This is a genomic window from Streptomyces sp. NPDC014734, from assembly GCF_043083325.1.
GTDB lineage: Bacteria > Actinomycetota > Actinomycetes > Streptomycetales > Streptomycetaceae > Streptomyces.
In genome coordinates this window covers 454,903-476,415 of the sequence record NZ_JBIBYN010000003.1, presented here as the reverse complement: position 1 = coordinate 476,415, position 21,513 = coordinate 454,903, and the positions used below count along the sequence as shown (strand labels likewise).

General features: G+C 71.1%; 19 protein-coding genes. 7 read left to right on the top strand and 12 right to left on the bottom strand.

What is annotated here, in order from left to right; genetic code table 11:
* Window positions 1-93: 93 nt before the first annotated feature.
* The 3 genes from ACF1CT_RS08520 to ACF1CT_RS08510 form a co-directional block, all read right to left on the bottom strand.
* Window positions 94-1,326, bottom strand: a complete 1,233-nt coding sequence (locus ACF1CT_RS08520; protein ID WP_391783011.1) for a cytochrome P450 — start codon at window positions 1,324-1,326, stop codon at window positions 94-96.
* A gap of 94 nt (window positions 1,327-1,420) precedes the next feature.
* A complete protein-coding gene (locus ACF1CT_RS08515; RefSeq protein WP_391783010.1) occupies window positions 1,421-2,428 on the bottom strand; it encodes a methyltransferase in 1,008 nt (335 codons plus the stop codon).
* Window positions 2,429-2,708: 280 nt separating this feature from the next.
* A complete protein-coding gene (locus ACF1CT_RS08510; protein WP_391783009.1) occupies window positions 2,709-3,944 on the bottom strand; it encodes a glycosyltransferase in 1,236 nt (411 codons plus the stop codon).
* Window positions 3,945-4,224: 280 nt separating this feature from the next.
* Here ACF1CT_RS08510 and ACF1CT_RS08505 point away from each other — a divergent pair, with 280 nt between their 5' ends.
* On the top strand, window positions 4,225-5,136 hold the full coding sequence (locus ACF1CT_RS08505) for a hypothetical protein (RefSeq protein WP_391783008.1): 912 nt from the start codon (window positions 4,225-4,227) through the stop codon (window positions 5,134-5,136).
* Window positions 5,137-5,317: 181 nt separating this feature from the next.
* Here ACF1CT_RS08505 and ACF1CT_RS08500 read toward each other — a convergent pair whose 3' ends face one another.
* Both ACF1CT_RS08500 and ACF1CT_RS08495 read right to left on the bottom strand, forming a co-directional pair.
* Window positions 5,318-7,429: an MMPL family transporter gene (locus ACF1CT_RS08500; protein ID WP_391783007.1), complete on the bottom strand. Its 2,112-nt coding sequence runs from the start codon at window positions 7,427-7,429 to the stop codon at window positions 5,318-5,320.
* Window positions 7,430-7,710: 281 nt separating this feature from the next.
* Window positions 7,711-8,592, bottom strand: a complete 882-nt coding sequence (locus tag ACF1CT_RS08495) for an LLM class F420-dependent oxidoreductase (RefSeq protein WP_391783006.1) — start codon at window positions 8,590-8,592, stop codon at window positions 7,711-7,713.
* Window positions 8,593-8,740: 148 nt separating this feature from the next.
* On the opposite strand from ACF1CT_RS08495, the gene ACF1CT_RS08490 reads away from it, so the two are divergent.
* Both ACF1CT_RS08490 and ACF1CT_RS08485 read left to right on the top strand, forming a co-directional pair.
* Window positions 8,741-9,073, top strand: a complete 333-nt coding sequence (locus ACF1CT_RS08490; RefSeq protein ID WP_391783005.1) for a hypothetical protein — start codon at window positions 8,741-8,743, stop codon at window positions 9,071-9,073.
* The gene (locus ACF1CT_RS08485) at window positions 9,070-10,653 is read left to right on the top strand and encodes an FAD-dependent oxidoreductase (RefSeq protein ID WP_391783004.1); all 1,584 of its coding nucleotides are present in this window, start codon (window positions 9,070-9,072) and stop codon (window positions 10,651-10,653) included. The genes ACF1CT_RS08490 and ACF1CT_RS08485 overlap by 4 nt, the downstream gene beginning before the upstream one ends.
* A gap of 301 nt (window positions 10,654-10,954) precedes the next feature.
* Here ACF1CT_RS08485 and ACF1CT_RS08480 read toward each other — a convergent pair whose 3' ends face one another.
* Entirely contained in the window at window positions 10,955-11,773 is an 819-nt protein-coding gene (locus tag ACF1CT_RS08480) for an APH(3'') family aminoglycoside O-phosphotransferase (RefSeq protein WP_391783003.1), read from the bottom strand.
* Between the two features lie 271 nt (window positions 11,774-12,044).
* Window positions 12,045-13,673, bottom strand: coding sequence for an MFS transporter (locus ACF1CT_RS08475; RefSeq protein WP_391783002.1), 1,629 nt, complete (start codon window positions 13,671-13,673; stop codon window positions 12,045-12,047).
* A 331-nt stretch (window positions 13,674-14,004) separates the two neighbouring features.
* On the opposite strand from ACF1CT_RS08475, the gene ACF1CT_RS08470 reads away from it, so the two are divergent.
* Both ACF1CT_RS08470 and ACF1CT_RS08465 read left to right on the top strand, forming a co-directional pair.
* Window positions 14,005-14,442 (top strand): enediyne antibiotic chromoprotein, encoded by a 438-nt coding sequence (locus tag ACF1CT_RS08470; RefSeq protein WP_391783001.1) that lies wholly within the window; start codon window positions 14,005-14,007, stop codon window positions 14,440-14,442.
* 313 nt (window positions 14,443-14,755) lie between these two features.
* Window positions 14,756-16,096 carry an acyltransferase family protein gene (locus ACF1CT_RS08465; RefSeq protein WP_391783000.1) on the top strand — a complete coding sequence of 447 codons (1,341 nt, stop codon included), beginning with the start codon at window positions 14,756-14,758 and terminating at the stop codon, window positions 16,094-16,096.
* A gap of 145 nt (window positions 16,097-16,241) precedes the next feature.
* Here ACF1CT_RS08465 and ACF1CT_RS08460 read toward each other — a convergent pair whose 3' ends face one another.
* The gene (locus tag ACF1CT_RS08460) at window positions 16,242-16,625 is read right to left on the bottom strand and encodes a DUF1801 domain-containing protein (RefSeq protein ID WP_391782999.1); all 384 of its coding nucleotides are present in this window, start codon (window positions 16,623-16,625) and stop codon (window positions 16,242-16,244) included.
* A gap of 243 nt (window positions 16,626-16,868) precedes the next feature.
* Between ACF1CT_RS08460 and ACF1CT_RS08455 the strand changes: the two genes are divergently transcribed.
* Entirely contained in the window at window positions 16,869-17,657 is a 789-nt protein-coding gene (locus ACF1CT_RS08455) for an alpha/beta fold hydrolase (RefSeq protein WP_391782998.1), read from the top strand.
* A 177-nt stretch (window positions 17,658-17,834) separates the two neighbouring features.
* Here the strand turns inward: ACF1CT_RS08455 and ACF1CT_RS08450 are convergent, their stop codons facing one another.
* On the bottom strand, window positions 17,835-18,197 hold the full coding sequence (locus tag ACF1CT_RS08450) for a hypothetical protein (protein ID WP_391782997.1): 363 nt from the start codon (window positions 18,195-18,197) through the stop codon (window positions 17,835-17,837).
* 103 nt (window positions 18,198-18,300) lie between these two features.
* Here ACF1CT_RS08450 and sigJ point away from each other — a divergent pair, with 103 nt between their 5' ends.
* Window positions 18,301-19,236 (top strand): RNA polymerase sigma factor SigJ, encoded by a 936-nt coding sequence (gene sigJ / locus ACF1CT_RS08445; protein ID WP_391782996.1) that lies wholly within the window; start codon window positions 18,301-18,303, stop codon window positions 19,234-19,236.
* On the opposite strand, the gene ACF1CT_RS08440 is transcribed toward sigJ, so the two are convergent.
* The 3 genes from ACF1CT_RS08440 to ACF1CT_RS08430 all read right to left on the bottom strand — a co-directional run bounded on the left by ACF1CT_RS08440 (window position 19,166) and on the right by ACF1CT_RS08430 (window position 21,512).
* The gene (locus ACF1CT_RS08440; protein ID WP_391782995.1) at window positions 19,166-19,543 is read right to left on the bottom strand and encodes a hypothetical protein; all 378 of its coding nucleotides are present in this window, start codon (window positions 19,541-19,543) and stop codon (window positions 19,166-19,168) included. The genes sigJ and ACF1CT_RS08440 overlap by 71 nt on opposite strands.
* A gap of 154 nt (window positions 19,544-19,697) precedes the next feature.
* Window positions 19,698-20,288, bottom strand: a complete 591-nt coding sequence (locus tag ACF1CT_RS08435; protein ID WP_391782994.1) for an NADPH-dependent FMN reductase — start codon at window positions 20,286-20,288, stop codon at window positions 19,698-19,700.
* A gap of 42 nt (window positions 20,289-20,330) precedes the next feature.
* Window positions 20,331-21,512 (bottom strand): FAD-dependent monooxygenase, encoded by a 1,182-nt coding sequence (locus tag ACF1CT_RS08430; protein WP_391782993.1) that lies wholly within the window; start codon window positions 21,510-21,512, stop codon window positions 20,331-20,333.
* Window position 21,513 lies beyond the last annotated feature (1 nt).

Genomic DNA, 21,513 nt, shown 5'->3' with positions numbered 1-21,513 from the left:
CCGGTCGGGCGACGGACGGCACGAGGTGGCGGGACGCCGTACGGGCGGCGGGCGGTACGCGGTTGGCCGGGGGCAGTTGGGTGCGGCGTGCGATCAGGTGTTGAGCGCCACGGGGAAGGTGTCGAGGCCGCGCACGACCCAGCGGTCGCGGTAGACGGGCGGTTCGACGCGGGCCAGGCCCGGGAAGCGGCGGATCAGCCGGGGCAGGGCGATCCCCGCTTCGAGACGGGCCAGCGGTGCGCCGAGGCAGTAGTGCGCACCGGCGCCGAAGCTGAGCGGCTGCCCGGTGCGGCGGTCCGGGTCGAAGCGGTGCGGCTCGGCGAAGCGTCGGGCGTCGCGGTTGGCCGCCGCCAGGACGAGGACGAGTCCGGTGCCGGCCGGTACGGGGACGTCCAGGAGGTCGGTGTCGGCGGCGGCCCGGCGGCTGGTGACATGCACGGGAGGCTCGTAACGCAGGATCTCCTCGACGTAGGGATCGGTGAAGACCGCTTCGTCGCACAGGCGTTGGGCGTACTCGGGGTGGTCCAGGGCCAGCAGGACGCCGTGGCCGATGAGGAAGCTGGTCGTCTCGAAACCCGCGGTGAGCAGCACCATCAGGGTGCCCATCAGCTCGTCGCGGCTGAGCCTGCCCGGTTCGGTGTCGTGGGTGGCGGCAATGAGGGTCACGAGATCGTCGGCAGGGTGGCGGCGGCGGTGGTCGACGAGCGAGGCGAAGTAGGCGCTCAGGTCGTCCATCGCGGCGTCGGCCCGGTGCAACGCGCCGGGATCGTTGAAGCCGTCCGTGGAAACGGCGATGGCCGAGGCCATCTCCCGGAACCAGACCTGGTCGTCCTTGGGGAAGCCGAGCATGGTGCTGATGACGGCGATCGGCAGCCGGGAGGCGAACTCCGCGACGAGGTCCACGGGGGCGCCGTGGGCACCGAGACCGGCCATGCGGTCGAGCAGCAGATCGGCCATCTCCTCGATGACGGTGCGCAGTTCGCGTATCCGAGGCGGGGTGAACGCGAAGCTCACCAGGTTCCGCAGCCGTGTGTGGTCGGGGGGGTTGCTGTAGAGCATGGAGCCGGTGAACGCGCGCAGGGAGGAGTGCGCCCGCCAGCCCGGCCGGGCGGCGTCGTAGCTCCTGGCGTCCTGGACGTGCAGCAGGGGGTCGCGCAGGGCGCGGGCGCACTCCTCGTAGCCGGTCACGATAAGTCGGCCGGGTTTGAGCCGTGCGATGTTTCCGTGGGCCCTGATCGCCTCGTAGAGGGGGTAGGGGTCCTGACGTCCGGCGGGTGTGCCCAGGGCCGTGAACGTCTCGGTCAGCGACGGGACCGGCCCTGCCATGGAGATCTCCTCGGGGTGGCGCGCTCGGTTCACGCGGGGTGGAAGCCGTGCGGGGTGGCAGTGGTGCGCGGGTGCCGCCGGGCGGCAGCCGTGTTCAGGCGGCGGCGAGCTGGACGATCGCGGACGGGCCCGCGGGGTGGACGGCAACGACCCCGAGTCCGGCCGCCTCGGCCAGCGCGGTGAATTCGGCGACACCTCGTTCCCCGGCCCCGTAGACGCACAGCATGCGCAGATCCATTCCGGTGTGCGGGGCGTCGCCGTCGGGGCCGATCGACTCGATGACGAACACCGAACCGGTGGGCCCCGCCGCCTCGCGGCAGCGCCGCAGGATGGCGATGGCCGCCTCGTCGTCCCAGTCGTGCAGGATCAGTGAGAGCAGATAGCCGTCGGCACCCGGGGGAAGTGGGTCGAAGAAGCTGCCCGTCACGGCGTCGGCGCGGTCGCCCAGCCCGGATGCGACGAACGACTCCTTGGCCGTGCCCGCGGCGTCCGGGAGGTCGACCACCGTCCCGCGCAGGCCCGGGTTGGCCCGCAACAGGGCGACCAGCAGGGACCCGTCACCACCGCCGACATCGACGACATATCCGAGCGACGCCCAGTCGAAACCGGTGACGATGCCCGGCGCGCGGGATGCGACGTCGTCCCCGAGAAGCTTGTTGAAGGAGGCGGCGCGGTCGGGGTCGGCGGCCAGGTCCTCCCAGTAGGGGCGTCCGTAGCGCACCGGGAAGGCGGCCTCGCCGGTGCGCACGCTGTGCAGCAGCTCGACGAACGACAGCTCGCCGCGTCCGCCGCGCTCGATGTCGAACCAGGCCCGGATTCCGGCCGGATGGTCGTCGCGGAGAGGTTGTCCCAGGGCCGTCAAGGTGTAGCGGCCGGTCGCGTCGTCACGGTCCAGGACACCGCGCACGCCGAGATAGCGCAGCAGTCGGTCGAGTGCGTCGGGGTGCGCGCCGACCACCCGTGCGAGCTCCGGTGCGGTGTCGTGTCCTGCCACGATGTGGTCGGCGATCCTCAGTGTCGCGGCCACCCGCACGGCCATCGGGGTGCCCAGACCCGCCATCGACCACAGTGTGGCGGCCGTCCCGTCCTCGTCGCCCAGCACGGCATGTCCTCCCTCATGAGCGGGTACGGCACAGCCCGTGGCCCCGCGGGCGTCTCATCGTCGCGCAACGACGACGGCGGCCCATCTTCTGAAGTGCGCTCCTGGAACGTCTGCCGGGGTGCGCTTCAGTAACGTCTGCTGGGGTGCGCTCCGGGAACGTCTTCGCGGGCCGCGGAGCGAGGACGCCCGAAACCCCGGAGCGGGGCCGCCCAGTACCCCGGGCGACCCCGGACGCGGGGAGGGCGTCGCCCGCCGGGCCCGGCCCGTTGATGCGTGTGGTTCACCCGGACACGGGCGGCCGTTCCCGGTTGACGGCGTCGAGCAGCAGTTTCGTGGCCACCGTCGCCCCGTCGGTGCGGATCGTGCCCGCCACGGCCTCCGCTCGTGCGCGTGTCTGCGGCGTCAGGGCTGTCGTGAGTGCGGCGGAGAGCGAATCGACGGTCGGCTTCGGGCCGTCGTGCGCCGAGCCGATGCCGAGTGCGGCCACGCGGGCGGCCCAGTACGGCTGATCCGCGATCTGCGGAACCACCACCTGGGGCACGGCGGCCCGGGCGGCCGTCGTCGTGGTGCCCGCGCCGCCGTGGTGCACGACCGCGGCCACCCGGCGGAACAGTGCCTGCTGGTTGACCTCGCCGACGACGAAGCAGTCGTCACCTGCGTCGACCGGCGCCAGGCCCGCCCAGCCCCGGGCGAGGAGTACGCGGCGGCCGCACGCGCGGGCCGCTTCGACGGCCACCCCGGCCATGTCCTTCGGGACGTACGCGGCCATGCTGCCGAAGCCCACGTACACCGGCGGTTCACCCGCGTCCAGGAACGCCTCCACCCCTTCCGGGAGCGGGCGGTCGTCGGGCAGGAGCCACGCCCCGGTCTGCACGACGTCGAGGTCCGTCATCCCCTGCGACGGGCACAGCGTCGGGTCCGCCGCCAGCCACGGCCGGTCGGTGAGGACGTGGTCGCGGACGTTGTCCACCGGCGGCAGGCCGATCGCCGCCCGCCCCCGGTTGAGCGCCTCGCCGTACAGGGCGTTCACCCGCTGGGCGTCCTGCTTCCACAACACCCGGTTGTCGGTCTCGCCCTGCGGGGACTGCTTGCCCGGCCGCCTTCCCGGAGCGGAGTGCCGCGACGGAAGTCCGAGAGTGTGGAAGCACGCGAGCACGTAACGCATGCCCAGCTTCTCGGCCACGTCCCGTGCACCGGCCGGCATCAGCCCGGTGGCCACCAGCGCGTCGCACCCCTCGGCCGCCGCGGTGAGCGTCTCGAACCGGGCGGCGACCAGCTCGGCGGCGAGCCGGAACGCGTCGTCCGCCGTCGGCGGCTTCTCACCGGCGACCACCGAGTGCACCGACGGGCCGAGCGGCACCAGCGGCACGTCGACACGCGCGAGCAGCTCCGCGAACTCCTCGTCCGGCGGCGCGCACACCCGCGCACGCACGCCCAGTTCCCTCATGCCCACCGCCAGTGCCACCAGCGGTTCGACATCTCCACGCGATCCCCAGCTCGTCAACAGCACGCGCATTTCGCGACTCCCATTTTCCGCAGGTCCTGGCTTCGGCCGCCGATTGTGCGGTACGACCGGGGTCTTGCCGCAAGCCCCCCGGTGCGCTATAGGTTGAGAGTGGCAAGGAGTGGGATCTCCTTGCCCTTGTCTTTTGGTCGTCGGCCATGGACGGGCCGGCGGCTCCGTGCCGCCGCCCGTCGCACCGGAACTCCTGACACGCGGTGACGCGAGCCGCCTCCGCCGGACGCGGGTGCATCAGAGGCGGAGCCGGGTTCGCATCGACCGGAGAGGACATGCGATGACACCCGCCGAGTCGAAGCGGCCGGGGCCGCCCCCGGCCGGGGATTCCCCGGGGGACGCCGACGCCGCTGACGAAGGCATGACCCCGTTCGACGACATCTACGACCGGCCGGACCCACGGCCGTACTTCCGTGTGCTGGGTCCCTGGGAGTACCAGACCCCCCACCGTGCCCAGGGCGTCTTCCGTCGGGTGCTCGACGCCTGCGGGACCCCGGACGACGTGCCGCGACCGCCGACGACGGTGCTGGACATCTGCTGCTCGTACGGTTTCAACGCCGCGCTGCTCAACCACCACCTCACCTGGGACGATCTGCACGCCCACTACACATCCGCGCGGGCAGCGGCCCTGACCACCGCCGAACTGATCGAGTGGGACAAGGAGTTCTACGCGGCCCGGCGACGTCCGGACCCGGTCCCCGTGATCGGGCTCGACATCGCGCCGCGTGCCGTCGCCTACGCTCGCGCCGTGGGTCTGCTGGAAGAGGCGTTCGCCGAGAACCTGGAGACCGGACCGGCCGGACCCGACCTGCGCCGGGCCGTGCGTCACACCCGTCTGATCACCATCACGGGCGGAACCAGCTTCCTGTCCTCGCGTACCTTCCGGCCGCTCCTGCAGAACGTCCGCGGCCCGGTATGGGTGGCCGCCTTCGCCCTGCGCACCGGCTCCTACCGGCCCATTGCCGACTGCCTGGCGGAATTCGGCCTGGTGACCGAGAAGGCAACCGGGCGCACCTTCCCACAACGCCGCTTCACCGACGCGCGGGAGCAGCGATACGCGGTGGAGGCGGTCACCGCGATGGGTGAGGATCCGCGCGGCAAGGAGAGTGACGGGTACTTCCACACCGCGCTGTACCTGTCACGGCCCGCGACGGACGCGGCACGGGTCCCGTTGTCCGAGCTGGTGCTGTGACCGGCAAGGTTCGCCGGGAAGCTCGCGGCGTCCGGTGTGGTGCGGTCCCCGGAGGCGCGGGCGCGCCCCGGGTCACGGCGTGTTCTGCCGCGGCCCGGAGCGCGAGGATCCCGGCACAGTCTGTTATGTCATTTCACTTCATGTCGTGTCATCTCACGTCACGACGAGGGGATCCTGGGACTCAGACGCGTTCCAGATCACGTCCCGGCTCGTCCGTGGAAGGCGGCTGGGCGGCGGAGGGCGCCGCGGCGGTCCTGGACAGGGCTCCCGGCCACCAGAACCGGCGGCCCAGGTCGAGCGCGAGGGCCGGAACCAGAACGGTGCGGACCAGGAACGTGTCGATCAGGATGCCGATGCCGACGACCACACCCATCTGCGCCATGGAGACCAGCGGCAGCCCGGCGAAGACGGCGAACGTCGCGGCCAGCACGAGACCCGCCGAGGTGATCACACCGCCGGTGCTGCTGAGGCCTGTCAGCACGCCCTGCCGGTGGCCGTGCAGGACCGTCTCCTCCTTCACCCGGTGCATGAGGAAAATGTTGTAGTCGATGCCGAGGGCGACGAGGAAGACGAAGCCGAGCAACGGGATCGTCCAGTCCACCCCGGAGTAGTCCATGACGTGCTCGAAGTAGAAGTTCGCGGCGCCGAGGGCGGCGAAGTAGGAGACGACCACGGTCGCCAGCAGCAGCACCGGCGCGACGAGGGCCCTCAGCAGCCAGATCAGCACGATCAGGACGACGAGCAGGACGAGCGGGACGACGACCGACAGGTCGCGTTCGGTGGCGAGTTGCTTGTCCAGTGCCTGGGCCGCGGTTCCACCGACCAGCGCGTCGGTGCGTTCGCGCAGATTCTTGACGGCGTCCTTCGCGGTGTCGCTGTCCGGTGCGCCCGGAAGCACCGCGGAGAGCTGGGTGTGATCGCCGTCCGGGGTGCGGCCGACGACCTTGACGTCGGAGATGCCCTTCGTCCCCTCGGCCGCCTTCGTCACCTGGTCCACGTCCGTCGTCTTCGCGATGATGACCGCCGGGTCACCGGCGCCGGACGGGAAGTGCGCGGACAGCGTCTCCTGGGCGACGACGGACTCCGGCTTGTTCTGGAACCAGCCGGTCTGGGCGAGGCCCATGTCGATGCCGAACGCACTGACCGCGAGCACGGCGGTGACGGCAAGCGACAGCAACCAGGAGCGGCGGGGGTGGGCGGCCACGGACGTGCCGATGCGCTCCCAGACCGTGCGGGACTTGTGCACCGGGGTGCCGTGGCGCGGCACGAGCGGCCAGAACACCCAACGTCCGCAGATGACGAGCAGCGCCGGAAGGGCGGTGATCATCGCGAGGAAGCCGCAGATGACGCCGATGACACCGACCAGGCCCATCGAGCGGGAGGAGTTGATGTCGGCGAAGCCGAGGCAGGCGAGACCGACCGTGATGGTCCCCGCGGAGGCGAGGATCGCCGGTCCGGAGCGGCGCAGGGCGATCTTCATCGCCTCGTGCCGGTCCTCATGGCGGTGGAGTTCCTCGCGATAGCGGGCGATGAGCAGCAGCGCGTAGTCGGTGCCGATGCCGAAGACCAGCACCATCAGGACGCCGGAGCTCTGCGGGTCGACCTGGAGCCCCGCGTACTTGGCGAACAGGTAGGTCCCGGCCTGGGTCAGCACGGAGGCGAAGCCGACGGCGAGGACCGGGACCAGCCACAGCACCGGGCTGCGGTAGGTGAGCAGGAGCAGAATGATGACGATCAGGCCGGTGGCCATCATCAGGGTGCCGTCGAGCGTGTCGAACACGTTGAACGCGTCCGCGGTGGCGCCCCCCGGACCGCCGACCTCGGTGTCGAGGCCCGGCGGCGCGTGGGCGGCCGCGACACTGCGGAGCTGCTCGACCTTGTCGGCGAGGACGGCCTGGTCCTTGCCCGACAACGGCACGACGAGCATGAGCGCCTTGCCGTCGTCGGAGGCGACGGCCGGCGGCACCTGCTGGCCCTTCTCGGCGATCCCGGCGAAGGCGGTGCGGTCGGCGTCGACCTTCTGCCGGACCTCGTCGGTGAGGGCGCCCTCGGCGCTGTAGACGGCGACCGCCGGAAGGAGGTCGTCGGTGCGGAACTTCTCCAGCTCCGTGTTGACCTGCGCGGATTCGGCCCCGCGCGGGAGGAAGGCGTTGGCGCTGGTGTCCTGGACCTCGCCGAGCTTCCCCGCCAGTGCGCCGAGCGCCATGGCAGCGATCAGCCAGACGGCGAGGACCAGCCATTTTCCACGACGGCCGCCGGGTACGGCGACCCCTCGATCGAGCCACGCTCGCATGGGGGAACTCTCCTTATGCATGGGGACGTTGTGCACCCCCGCGGTGATGTGCGGGGGCGGGCAGTGCTTCATCGTCCCGAGCGTTCATCCACACGGACAACTTCCAGATTGCGCGGTTTCCGGCATGCGGCGGTGCCCGCGGAGGCATCGCTCCGCGGGCACTGCCGCATGCGGGGACCGACCGGGTGCAAACCCTCGAAATACCGAGTGCCGAGTGCCGAGTGCCGGATACCGGACGCCGGATGCCGGATGCCGGATGCCGGATGCCGGACGCGATGGTGCTACGCGTCTGCCACCGCGGGAATCACCTTCTCGCCGATGATCTCGACCTGGCGCAGGGGCTCGGGGCCCGAGAGGATCCCGATCGCCGTCCGGATGCCCAGCCCGGACAACTGCCTCAGCAGTGCGGCGAGTTCGTCCGCCTTGGCGCCGTCGCCGATGACGTCGACGGGAAGGATGACGGTCTTCTCGATGGCGTCGTAGTCACGGCCCTCGGTGTCGCAGTGCCTGCGCAGCACATCCAGCTTGTCCGCCAGATCGGGCGACGGGAAGAGATTGCAGGCGTCGGCGTAGCGGGCGACCAGACGCAGGGTCTTCAGCTCGCCCCCGCCGCCGATGAGGATCGGCGGGTGCGGGCGGGTCAGGCTCTGCGGGACGTTCAGCGGCCGTTCGAGGCGGTAGTGCGCCCCTTCGAAGGGGCGCTCGTCGCCACGCTCGCCGTGCCACAGGCGCAGGCAGATCCGGATGGCCTCCTCGACCCGCTCGAAGCGCTCCGCCATCGAGGGGTACGCGACACCCATGCCGACGGCTTCGTCCTCGTACCAGCCGGCGCCGATGCCCAGCATCGCCCTGCCGCCGGACAGCACGTCGAGCGTGGTCACCATCTTGGCCAGGACGGCCGGTTCACGGAAGTGCACCCCGGCCACGATCGGGGCGAGCAGCACGCGCCTCGTGTGCGCGGCGATGACGCCGAGCGTGGTGAAGCATTCGAGTACCGGCTGCTCGGGGCCACCCGCGTGGGGCCCCTGCCAGAGGTGGTCGCCGACCCCGATGAGTGAGAATCCGGCGTCGTCGGCGGTGCGGGCTATCCCGGCGACCGTCTCGCCCATCCGGGCGGGACCGCCCTCCCACGCGAACTCTCCAAACTCCAAACCAACCTTCACGCCACGCCTCCTGTACTCGGTCATCGGTCCGGTGCCGAGTACCACCGTGAACCAGCAGGACTCGGGGGATGCGGTTGTGATGGTGGCACCCGGGGCGTTCGCCGGTCCCCTCCTGGATTGCGGTGTTCCCGCATGCGGCGCGGCACCCGTGATCCGCGCCGTCCGTACCCGGCACCGCCGCGGCCGTCACCACGTCTCGGACGCGGCGACCCGCGCCCGCGGCGCCCGGGGCGGATGGCCCGCGCTAAAGAGCACACGGGGAGAAGACATCGGGTTCGTCCTGAAGGCAGGCTTCTCCCGTCGGGTCGACGCCGAGCGGACCGCAGGCGCGACATCGCCCACACCCACATTCCACGCCCACGCCCACGAACACACCGACACCCACGCCCACACCCATGAGCGCACCGACACCCACGACGACCACACCAACGACCATCGAACCGTGGCATCGACGCCACACGCCCTGGAGGTAGCAACGTGACCGCTGTGGAGTTCCGGGAATCCCAGACCGGGCGAACTGCCGGAAACGGCGGCGCCGACGATGCCGACCGGGCCCACGCCGGGGTGGTCGACGCGTCCGTCATCACCGCGGACGACCCGAGGTACGAGAGCCTGCGGCGGGGCAGCAACCACCGGTTCGTCGGCAACCTCGACTACGTGTGCGTGGTGAACACCACCGGTCAGGTCGTCGACGCCGTGAACAGGGCCGTCACCGAGGGCCGACGGATCACCGTCCGCAGTGGCGGGCACGGGTTCGAGGGGGCGGCGTCCACGGACGGCGGTGCGCTGCTGGACATGTCGGAGATGACCCGGGTGTTCTTCGACCCGGCCCGGCGCGCGTTCGCGATCGAGGCCGGTGCGACGCTCGGTCACGTCTACCGTGTGCTGTTCAAGGGCTGGAACGTGACGCTCCCGGCGGGCGAGTGCACCGAGGTCGGTGTGGGCGGACACTTCGTCGGCGGAGGCTTCGGACCGCTGTCGCGGCGGCTCGGTTCGGTCGTCGACTACATCAGTGCCGTGGAGGTCGTGGTCGTCGACGAGGACGGGCGGGCCCGTGCCGTCGTCGCCACCGACGACCCCTCCGACCCGCACCACGACCTGTGGTGGGCGCACACCGGCGCGGGCGGCGGGAGCTTCGGCGTCGTCACCCGCTACTGGGTCCGCTCCCCCGGCACCACCTCCTCGGACCCGGCGGAACTGCTGCCGAAGGCGCCGGGCACCTGGCGCACCGTGAACCTGGCATGGCCGTGGGACAAGGTGTCCGAGCAGGACTTCGCCCGGATCGTCGGCAACGTCGGCGACTGGTTCGAGCACAACAGCGCGCCCGGAACGCCGGGCGCCCAGATCATGGCGTTCTTCTACGCGTCGCACCGTGACGCCGGAATCCTGTCGATCGGCGCCATGGTCGACGACGCCGTCCCGGACGGGGCGGACGTGATCCAGGGGTACTTCGACGCGGTGTGCGACGGCGTCGGCATCGAGCCGATGCGCCACGAGTCGGTCAAGCCCTGGCTGTACTTCTCCGCCTATCCGAACTACGGCGACATCGGCAACCAGGACGTGCGCCGCATCAAGATCAAGGCGGCGTACCTGCGCAGGGGCTACAAGCGGGAGCAGTTGTCGACGGTCTACCGCCACCTGACGACGGGGGGCGAGCACAACCCGTACCACTTCATCCTGATCGGGTACGGCGGCCGGGTGAACACGGTCGACTCCGACGCGACGGCGATAGCGCAGCGCGACTCGATCATGAAGGCGGCCTTCATGGGGGCCTGGGCGAGCGAGGCCGAGGACGCCACCCACATCGGGAAACTGCGGGAGTTCTACGGCGACGTGTACGCGGAGACCGGGGGCGTGCCGGTGCCCGGCGAGATCAACGACGGCTCGTACATCAACTACCCCGACGCCGACCTCGCCGACCCGCGGTGGAACACCTCCGGAGTGCCCTGGTACACGCTCTACTACAAGGAGAACTACGCACGTCTGCAGCAGGTCAAGAAGCGGTACGACCCGCGTGACGAGTTCCACCACAAGCTGTCGATCAGGCTGCCCTCCGAGTGACCGGAGCGGGGCGAGCGGCTGGGCGCACGGCGGTGGGGACGGCTGTGCGAGCCACCCGGTCGGTTGCGCCGCACGCTCCGGGCCGACCGTTTCCCCGGGAATCCGAGAGGGGGTGAAGATCCCGTGTCCGGCCCCGCCGCGCGAGCGGACGGGGCCGGACCTCGCATGTCCGGGAACGCGCATACCACGTACGGCCTGAGGAACAGGAGAGGGCGGGCGTTCCGGCCGGCACCGGCCGCACCGGATCCCGTGCGGCCTCGCCGTGTACCGGTCCGCTCGACCGGCGTCCCGGACTGGGCCGTCAGCCCCAGGTGAGCGGGTCGAGGTGGAGGTAGAAGCGCAGCCGGTCGTGGTCCGGGGCGATGCCGTACCTCTCGGCGAACGCCACGTCCGCGGCCTGTGCCTGCTCTTCGTTCGTCCATGTCTCGCGCGCATTGGCCAGGAGCAGTGCCAAGTCGGCGTATCGGTCGGCCTGTCCGAGGCGGCCCAGGTCGATGAAACCCGACACGTCCAGGGTCTGTGGATCGAGCACGATGTTGGGCAGGCACAGGTCCCCGTGGCAGACGACCGTGTCGGCGGCCTCTTGGTCCCGTCGCCGAGGGACCTGCCGAGTGAGCCGGGCCAGCAGCTCCGTGGGGGGTGTGTGCCGCTGCTCGACGGGGAGGAACTCCGGGTTCACGGCGTCACGGGCCACGACGTCGTGTGCCAGGGCGATCATGGTGTCCAGGCTCCGGTGGAACGGGCACGTGAACACGGGGACCTCGTGCAGTCGACGGACCGCGTCAGCGATGCGGTTCCAGGAGGCGCGCAGATCCCGGGACGACACTTGATCAGCAGGTACGCCGCGGACGGCACTGGTCACCAGGCAGGCTCCCGCATCACCCGCGTACCAGTCGAGTACCCGCGGACCCGGTACGCCCCGACCGCCCAGCCAGGCGATCCGGTCGCGCTCGGCCGTCAGGTCGGCTGCCTCCACAGCGGGTACGCATTTGGCATACCGGGCACCGTCCGCGCCGCGGAAGACGAAGGCCCCCGACTCGCCGGTGGTGACAGGCAGCCAGTCGCCTCCGATGCCGAGCAGCGCCGGCGATACGGCCCGAGGTCCGGAGCGATCGTCCATGACGGCGACTCTAACGCCACCGGCAGACGTCATTCGACGACGATAAGCCGGTGGAAGTCGTCGCCCTGCCCGGCGAGCGCCCGCACGACCTGGACGGGGGTGAGCGGACGGCCGCCGAAGCCGAGGGACAGCACCGCGACACGATGGCGACGGCCGTGAGGACCGCGTTGACGGCGAGGGCGCGGATGCTGAGGCGCGTCGCGACGAGGCCGCCGATGCGGAGGTGGAAATTGCGGTAGCCGAAATCGACTGGTCCCGGGAGCCCAGCCCGTCAGGGCCTGTCCGATGCGGTGGCGGGCTGGACTGCGGCGTCGTTGCCCGGAGAGGCCGCTCCCTCGTCCGGCGCCGTCTCCTCGTCCGGCGCCGCCCCCGTCTCGGCCTGGCCGATCGGCGGGACGTGCTTCAGCAGGAGGACGAAGGCGATGCCCGCCGCGGCGATCAGGACCGCGCCGACGGCGGTCACGCTGTGCAGACCGGCCGTGAACGCCTCGCGGACCGGGTCCGACAGGGTGGCGGCGAGCTTGTCCGGGAGGCCCGCCGCCGCGCCCGAGGCTCCGGCCGCGCTGTCGCGGACCGCGTCCGCCGCCGCGGCCGGGATACCCGCCGGCACCTGCTCGGCGATCTCGTTCCGGTAGACGGCGAGCCCCAGGGTGCCCAGCGTCGCGACGCCGAGCGCGGCGCCGAACTCGTTGCCCATCTGCGACATCGATCCGGCCGACCCCGCCTTCTCCGGCGGAACGACCTCGACGATCAGGTTGGTACCGAGGGCCACCACCGGGGTGCCGAAGAACGAGAAGAGGGCGAAACCGACGATCAGCACGGCCGTCCCCGACCCTGTGCCCATGTTCGCGAACACCAGGAGCACGGCGACCACACCGACCAGTCCCCCGCCGACCACATAGGCGGGACGAATCCTGCGCGCCAGGATCGGCGTCACCATGAAGCCGATGGTGGCGAGGACCATGCTGGGCATCAGGCCGAGCGCCGCCCTGAGCGGGGACAGTCCCTGCACCGACTGGAAGTACTGGGTCATCAGGAGCATGACCGTGCCGCCGACCACGCTGTTGGCCAGCATGCCGACGAGCGCCGCGCTGAACCGGCTGTGCGCGAAGAGGCCGACGTCGAGCAGCGGTTCGCTGAGCGAGCGCTGACGGCGGACGAACGCCACCCCGAGCGCGAGGCCGACGACCAGGGCGATCACCGGCACCGGCTGCCAGCCGTTGCGGGCCAGTTCCTTGACGCCGTAGATGACGGGCACGCTGGAGCCCAGGGTGAGGACGACGCTGAGGGGGTCGAGCCGGCCCGCGTCCTCGTTGCGGAACTCCGGCAGCAGCTTCGGCCCGGCCACGAGCAGCAGCGCCATGGCGGGCACGCCGAGCAGGAACACCGACCCCCACCAGAAGTGCTCCAGCATCACACCGCCGATGATGGGCCCGATGATGGCGCCCAGCGGGAAGAGGCTGGCCCAGAGGCTGATCGCCATGGCGCGCTGCTTGGGGTCCTTGAAGAGGCTGCTGATCAGCGCGAGCGTCGACGGCGTCAGCGTCGCGCCGGCGATACCGAGGGCGACGCGCGCGGTGATCAGCATGGCGGGGCTCGTGGAGAAAGCGGCGAGCACCGAGGCCGCGCCGAAGGCCGCGGCGCCGATGAGGAGGAGTTTGCGACGGCCTATGCGGTCGCCGAGGGTACCCATGGTGACCAGGAACCCGACGACCATGAAGCCGTAGATGTCCATGATCCACAGCTGCTGGGTGCTGTCCGCGTGGAGGTCCACCGCCAGATGCGGCAGTGCCAACAGCAGTACGAAGACATCGAGGGCCACGAGCAGGGTGGGCAGGGAGAGGACCGCGAGCCCCAGCCACTCCTTCCGCCCGGCCCTGGGCGTATCGCCAACAGTCATGCTTCCTCAGCTTTCGTCGTCTGGGCCGGCCCGGCTTCTCGCACCCGGCACTCCAAAACCGCCTGGGGACTGTCCCCTGGACCCCGACCGTCGCCGCGCGCCCGCCGGGGAATGCGCAACAGTCCTCGTGCGAGCCTCCCGCGCACGAAAGCCCCGGCACATCTTCATGTGTGCTCTCTTCCGGAACGTGCCGCTGTTTCGGCCATCACCAACGACCTTTCGTCCAGCGCAATCTGGAAGATGAGAGCGACTTGGGCAAGTCATTAGCGTTCATGGCGAACGGTTTTCCGGAACTTCGAGTTCCTTCCCCTCTGCGAAACGGAGAAATGACATGAGCGTGAAGACCAAGGCCGGCCTCCTCGTCCGCGCCGGTGCCACCGCCGCCGTTGCGATCGGTCTCGCGGTGGGCCTGCAGTCCTCCGCCATGGCCGCCCCCGCGGTCTCGGTGACCCCCGCGAGCGGCCTGACCGACGGCGCCACGGTGACCCTGACGGCCACGGGCCTGACCCCGGGCACCGTGTACCACGTCGGGCAGTGCTCGTACGTCGAGACGGACGTGGCGGCCTGCAACCCGGCCACCTCGGTCGACGTCGCCGCCGACGCGTCCGGCAAGGTGACCGCGCAGGTCAAGGTGTTCGCGAAGTTCGACGCCGTCACCGGTGCGGAGGCCAAGCCGTGGGGCACCGTGGACTGCAATTCGCGCACCTGCGCCGTGGGCCTGGGCAGCGACAAGGGTGAGGGAGGCGCCCAGAACATCTCCTTCTCGTAAGCGGCAGGAGAACATCTCCTTCTCCTAAGCGGTAACGGACATCGGACGGCCCGCCCGGTGCCGGGTTCCTTCGGGAGCCCGGCACCGGGCCCTGTTGTTTTCTCCGGCCCTTTTCCACGCTTTCGGGGGCCACCTCTTTCCGGCTCCGCCCGGCATGATCGCCGCAGCCCCCGGGCGGCGCATCTCCTCATGTGCCGCCCGGACAACTCCTTTGACATCAAAGGCGATTCGTCGGCCAACAGCGCAATCCAGAGGATGCCGAGGAATTGAGCCACGCCGATCCTGAACGGGCCATCGAACAGAGGAGCTCTCCGTGGTCAATGCCAATGGGGCCGTCGCACCGGCCCAGAGATCAAAACGTGTCGGGCGGCTCGACGGCGTCCGCGCGCTGTGCGCGCTCGCGGTGACCGCCGTGCACGTCTCCTTCACGGCGGGCGTCATGGGTGCCTACACCGTTCCTCCGGGCAACGAGAAGCTTGCCGTCCTGCTGGCCGGGCTGCGGCCGATCGTCCTCGGCCCCTTCTTCGTGCTCTCCGGCATGCTGCTGTACCGCCCGTTCGCCCGCTGGACGCTCCGGGGCACCCGACGGCCCGCGGTCGGCCCCTTCCTCCTGAAGCGGCTGGCCAGGCTGTGGCCGGCCTACATCCTGCTGTCGCTGGCCTGTGTGTTCCTGATCAACTACGACGCCATCGACGGCGTCTGGTACGTACTGCGCCCGATCCTGATGCTCCAGGTCTACGACTACACGTGGATACCCGGCATGGACCCGGCCTGGACGGTTCCCGCCGAGATGCAGTACTACCTGGCGCTGCCGCTGCTCGCCGTGCTGATGCACTGGCTGGCCCGGGGAGTGTCCGACCCGGTGCGCAAGGCGCGCCGGATGATGATCCCGCCGGTGCTCATGGTGATCGGTTCCGCCGCATGGACGTACTACATCCACCGGCCGGTCATGGGCCCCTTCCCGAAGGAGTACTGGTGGCCGCTGGCCGTGGGCGGCGCGTTCGCCCTCGGCATGGCGATGGCCGTCGTCCACGTACTGGCCGAGATCGACCCCGACCGGAAGCCGGCCCTGTACCGCTTCGCCGCCCGACGTCCCAACGTGCTGTGGCTCGGCGCACTCGTCGTGTACGCCGTCAACTGCACGCAGCCGTTCGGACGCCCCGGCTACGGCGACTACGAGCAGCTGAAGCTCGCCGTCGTCCAGTACTTCCTGCTGCTCGCCTTCTCCTACCTGCTGGTGATGCCGCTGACCGTTCCGGAGGCGAAGTCCCGCACCATCGACGCGATCGTCGACAACCCGGTGACGCGCTACCTCGGCCGCATCTCCTACGGCATCTACCTCTGGCACTTCGCCGTCATGTACTTCTGGTTCGAGAGCGGCAACATCTTCGGCACCACGCCCGCGCTGATGGACAAGCTGCGCGGCACGATCGGCTTCCCCGAGCTGATCACCGCCGTCGTCATCGGCACCGTCATCGTCGCGTCCCTCAGCCACTACATGGTCGAGCGCCCGGTCCTCAACGCGGTGGGGCGGTGGACGGAACGCCGGGGCGGGGCCACGGCCCCGCGGGCGGTACCGGCCGCCCCGCACCGGCCCGAGGAGCACGGCCGTCAGGAGACCGGTGTCCCCGAGAGCAGCACGGCGGGCCGGTAGCAGCGGGACCGCACCGGCCTCCCCGTACCGCAGGACGCCCGGGGCCCGGAAGCCGTCGTCAGGCTTCCGGGCCCCGGGTGGTCAGGAACGGCCACCGTTGTCAGGAACGGCCACCGCTGTCAGGAGCGCCGCCGCGTGCGAGGTGTCAGGACTTCGCGAGCTCCGCGGCCTCCAGCTCGCCCGCCTGCTTCAGCCAGTCGGTGAAGAGCTGCTCGTCGATCTCGTCGACGGACGTCAGCTTGACCTGCCCCATCTCGCGTGCGCCGGGCTGCATGCGCCCGGACGAGTCGTTGAGCTCCTGGCCGCGCCAGAATCCGAAAGTCACGTACTTCGAGTACGCCCTCACGTAGCAGACCGGACCCTTCCCGGGTGCCTCACCGATGCTCCAGGTGGGTGCCTGGTGGTAGACCGCCGAGTTGGCCCCGGGCAGCGCCGCGTCGATGACCGGCAGCAGCTTTTCGACGATGTCGCGCAGCGGACCGGCGGCGAGACCTGCCACGTACTCCTCGACGGGCGCGAACTTCCCCATGGTTATCCCTACTTCCTCTGGTTCGGACCAGCCCGTACAGCCTCACACACGGATCCGGCCGGGGCATCTTCTGGATTGCTGCATCTTCTGGATTGCTCAGTCCCCGGGGAACGGCGCCGCGCTCGCGGGGACGGGAGCGATGCAGCAATTCTGAAGATGCGAACGGTTCGTGACGCGTTGCAGGCTGGACGGGTCAGGACAGAACGTCCGCGTTCGCACACGGCCTTGAGTCTCAGGAGAACAATGAACACAGTCCAGTCCGCCGACGGAACCGCGATCGCCTACGACCGGTCCGGCGAGGGGGAGCCGCTCATCCTGATCGGTGGGTCGTTCAGCGAGCGTGCTCACCCGACGATGTCGCAGCTGGCACAGGAGCTGTCTCCCCACTTCACCGTCTACAACTACGACCGCCGCGGTCGCGGCGACAGCGGTGACGCCGCCGAGTACGCGGTCGAGCGCGAGATCGAGGACCTCGCGGCGCTCGTCGCCGAGGCCGGCGGTTCGGCGAAGGTCTTCGGCCTGTCGGCGGGCGGGGCGCTGGCGCTCAAGGCAGTCGCGAGCGGGGTCGAAGGCATCACCAAGGTGGCGCTCTACGACCCGCCGTTCGTCGTCGGCGAGGACGGCCCTCGCCCGCCCGCCGGTTTCACGGAGCAGCTCAAGGAGCTGACCGACGCCGACCGCCGCGGTGACGCGGTGGAGCTCTTCATGACCAAGGGCATGGGCGCCCCGGCCGAGGGTGTCGCCCAGATGCGGTTCGCGCCGTTCTGGCAGGGACTTGAGGCCCTGGCCCACACGCTGCCGTACGACACCACGATCCTCGGTGACGACCTCGGGCTGCCGACCGGCCTCGACGCGGTGAAGGTCCCCGTGTTCGTCGTCTACGGCGGCAACGCGGCCCCCTGGCTGCACGCCTCGGCGCGCGCGCTCGCCGACGCGCTGCCCGAGAGCAGCCACCACGCGCTGCCCGACCAGGACATCGCCGTGGACCCGGCGGCCCTCGCGCCGGAGCTGAAGAACTTCTACCTCGGCTGAGAGCCTGTCGGGTGACGTCCGCCCGGTCAGAGGTCGCCCGACAGGGTCTGAGAGATCCACGGATCCGGCCCGGGCCGCGTGCCCGGCGAGAGCCTCCGTGTGCGGGAACGTCTCCGGTCCCGTGCACGGAGGCCGTTTTGCGTACCCGGGTGGCCCCGGTGCTCCCGCTGCCGGACTTCAGCGCCGGGCCAGCGCCAGCACGCTCAGTCCGAACATCAGGACGCCCAGGGGAAGATGGACCGACGGTATGTGCGCGATGCCGAGCACGACCTGGACCGAGGCGAGGGCGAGGAATCCGGACGCGTGCAGGACGGGCCGGGGCGAGCCGCCGCCCGGCTTCCAGGCCAGCACCGCCGCGAGCACGTACAGCATCGACGCCCCGTACATCACGCGGGCTCCGGCACTGTGCAGCGTCTCTCCGTAGGACGAGGTAAGCAGCAGTCCTGCGGAGACCGCCTGGAGGAAGATGGTGAGGGTCTGCAGGCCGATCGCGATCTGCAGAAACGAGAATCGGCGCTGTGCCGTCGCCTGGGTCGCCATGCCACGGTCCCCTTTTCCGCCCCGGGGGCGAGTAGATCGATAAGGTCTCACCAGCCCGACGACGCGGGCCTGCGAAAGGTAAGGCGAGGGGGCGGTCGGAAGCATGGGGACGGCTGGGGCGGGCGCCGGGGGGATAGCCGGTGAGCGGCGTCAACTGATCAATGTCGCCTACCGGTTGCTCGGTTCACTCGCCGAGTCCGAGGACGCGGTGCAGGAGGCCTACGCGCGCTGGTACGCACTGCCCCGGGGCCGGCGGGACGAGATCGTGTCCCCCGGCGCCTGGCTGACGACGGTGACCTGCCGCATCTGCCTGGACGTGCTCGGCTCGGCGCGGGCCCGGCGCGAACGCTATGTCGGCGCGTGGTTGCCGGATCCGCTGCCCGACCGCACCGAACGGAACCGTGGTCCCGGCACCGGCTCCCCCGCCCCCGCCGACCTCACCGATCCCGCCGATCAGATGGTTCTGGACGAAACGGTGGCCATGGCCTTCCTCGTCGTCCTGGAGTCGATGACGCCCGCCGAGCGGGTGGCGTTCGTCCTGCACGACGTCTTCCGGTACCCCTTCGCCGAGATCGCCGACGTCCTCGGCCGGACCCCCGCGGCCTGCAAACAGCTCGCGGCGTCCGCCCGGCGGCGGGTGCGCGTCGGGCGGCCTCCGGTGACGACTGCCGGGCGGGCCGACACGGTGCGGCTCGTCAAGGAGGCATGGGAGTCCAAGGACATCGCGGCCCTCGTCGGCCTCCTCGACCCGGCCGCCGTGATGACCGCCGACGGCGGCGGCCTGGTCGGTGCGGCCCTGCGTCCCGTCGAGGGCGCCGCGCTCATCGCCCGGTACATGGTCGCCATCGCCGACAGGGCTCCGGGGCTCGAACTCGTGGAGCGGTCGGTCAGCGGTGTGCCGGGCCTGGTGGCCCGGCGTGCCGGCGTCGTCACGACCGTGGCCTCGTTCGATGTCACCGACGGTCGTGTCAGCCGGATCTGGGTGGTCCGCAATCCGGAGAAGCTGCGGCCGTGGGTGCGGGAGGTGCCGACGAGGTGACCGGCCGGACCACGGGTGCCCGGTCGCCGAGGAGCGCCGCGAGGTGGGCCGGGTCGTAGTTGACGGCGCTGCACCAGCGGTGGTCGCCGAGCCGGAACCATACGTCGCTCACGATCTCACCCACCGGGTTCTCGCCCTCGACGACCTCGTCGCCGTGCGTCCAGCCCTCCGCCCGGTGACGGGTGGCGCCGTCCGGGAGCAGCAGTTCGACGACCGGGCTGTGCAGGGAGGGGCCGGAGCGGACGTTGGCGTCGCGCCAGATCGTGCCGATGTCGGCCGGGTCGTGGTGATACGGGGTGTCGGTCATCGGTGTGCCTCTCGGGGCTGGGTGACGCGGTGTCGAGGTGATGGGGCGGCGGGGTGAGGGGTGTTGTGGTGACGGGGTGATGCCGGGCGGGCGCGGGCGCGGGGCTTCGTGCTCCCGACCGGGCCGGGTGGCGGCACGGATGGCCGCGGCCGGGTCAGGCGGCGGCGCGGATGGATTCCGGGGGGCGGGCGGCGGCGCGGATGCGGGCCATCCACAGCACCTGGCCGACGATGTCCACGAGGCGTTCGTCGTCCGGGGAGGTGACGGACGCGCCGGCGGGCAGCGGGGCGGGGGCGCTGGTGACGGCGGCGGCGAGCGGGGTGGGCCAGGCCCGCAGGGCGTGGCTGATGGTGCGCAGGGTGGTGAGGGTGGAGACCGCGCCCTGGGCTCCGGAGCCGACGGCGACGCAGCCGACCGGGCGTCCCTCCAGGTAGGGCCGGGGGCCGTCGATGTCGTTGACGTAGTCGAGGGCGTTCTTCAACAACCCGGAGAGCGTGGCGTGGTAGGTGGGCGAGACGAGCATCACGCCGTCGCAGCGGCGCAGTCCGTCCAGGTAGGCCGCCACCGGGGGGTGGGTGGCGGCCAGTCCCGGCCGGTAGGCCGGGAAGTCGATGTCGGCGCCGGTGAGGACGGCGGTCGTCGCCCCCTGTTCGGCACAGCGCAGCGCACACCACTGGGCGACGCGGTCGCTGGTCGACCCGGGGCGCAGCGATCCGCTGACCAGGACTATGTGGGGTGTGGGCATGGTTGCTGCACCTTCCGGGGTTGTCGGGTGGGTGGGGAGTTGTCAGGCGGCTGCCCGGTCGGGGGGCCGCCAGCCGAGGATGTCGCCGATGCCTTCGTCCTTGTGTCCGCTGGTTCGCATGCGGGTGTTGCGGAGGTGTTCCTGCCGTGCGTCGGCGCCCTGGTCGAGTTCGCCCTGCCCGCGCGAGAGGAGCGCGACGGAGCTGGTGCGGGGCAGGCGGTCGCGCTCGTAGGCGAGCAGTGCGCGGGGGACGTCCCCGGCGCCGGCGAGCGCGTCGGCGAGGACGACGGCGTCCTCCAGCGCGGTGTTGGCCCCTTGCCCCAGGGCGGGGACCATGGGGTGTGCGGCGTCGCCGAGCAGGGTCACCCGGCCGTCGGTCCAGCGGGGTGCGGGGTCCCGGTCGTGGATGTCGGTGACGACGACGTCGCGGGGGTCGGTGTCGGCGAGGGTGCGGACGACGGGGGCGTACCAGTGGCTCAGTGCGTCGGTGAGGTCCTTGAGCGCCCCGGCCGGGCCCTTCGCGGGCCATGCCCCCGCCTCGGCGGTGATTTTCGCGGTCCAGTAGAGGCGTCCGTCGCCGACCGGGGCGACGAAGAGCTGCACGCCGCGGCCGTTGACGACGTGGGAGTGCGTTCCCAGGTGGGTGGCGGGGGCGTGTCCGCGGACGGAGGTGTAGCCGCGGTAGAGGGGAGGGCCGTCGCCGAGCATCCGGTGCCGGACGAGGGAGTTGATGCCGTCGGCGGCCACCAGGGCGTCCGCGGTGAAGGTGGTGTCGTCGGAGAGGTGGACGTGCACGGCGCCGGGTGCGTCGGTGCGGCCGACGACGGCGGTGGCCAGTTGCAGGGTGACCCCGCGCCCGACGGCCTCCTTCAGCAGGGTGTCCTGCAGGGCGGTGCGCAGGATCGGGAGGTGCGGGGCGTCGTGGCCGGGGCCGCCGCCGAGCCGTTCGCGGGCCAGGACGGTGCCGTCGGCGTCCATCAGGATCCGGATCGCGTCGGGGGCGAGGACGTTGCCCGCCGCGCGGACCCGGCGGCCGAGTCCGGTGCCGATGGCGTCGAGGGCGCGGACGCCGTTGGGCTGGAGCATCAGACCGGCCCCGGCCCCGGCGACGGCGGCGGCGCGTTCGACGACCGTGACGTGCATGCCTCGTCCGGCCAGGGCGGCGGCCGCGGCGAGGCCGCCGATGCCGCCGCCCGCGACGACGATCGAGTGGGTGTCGGACATG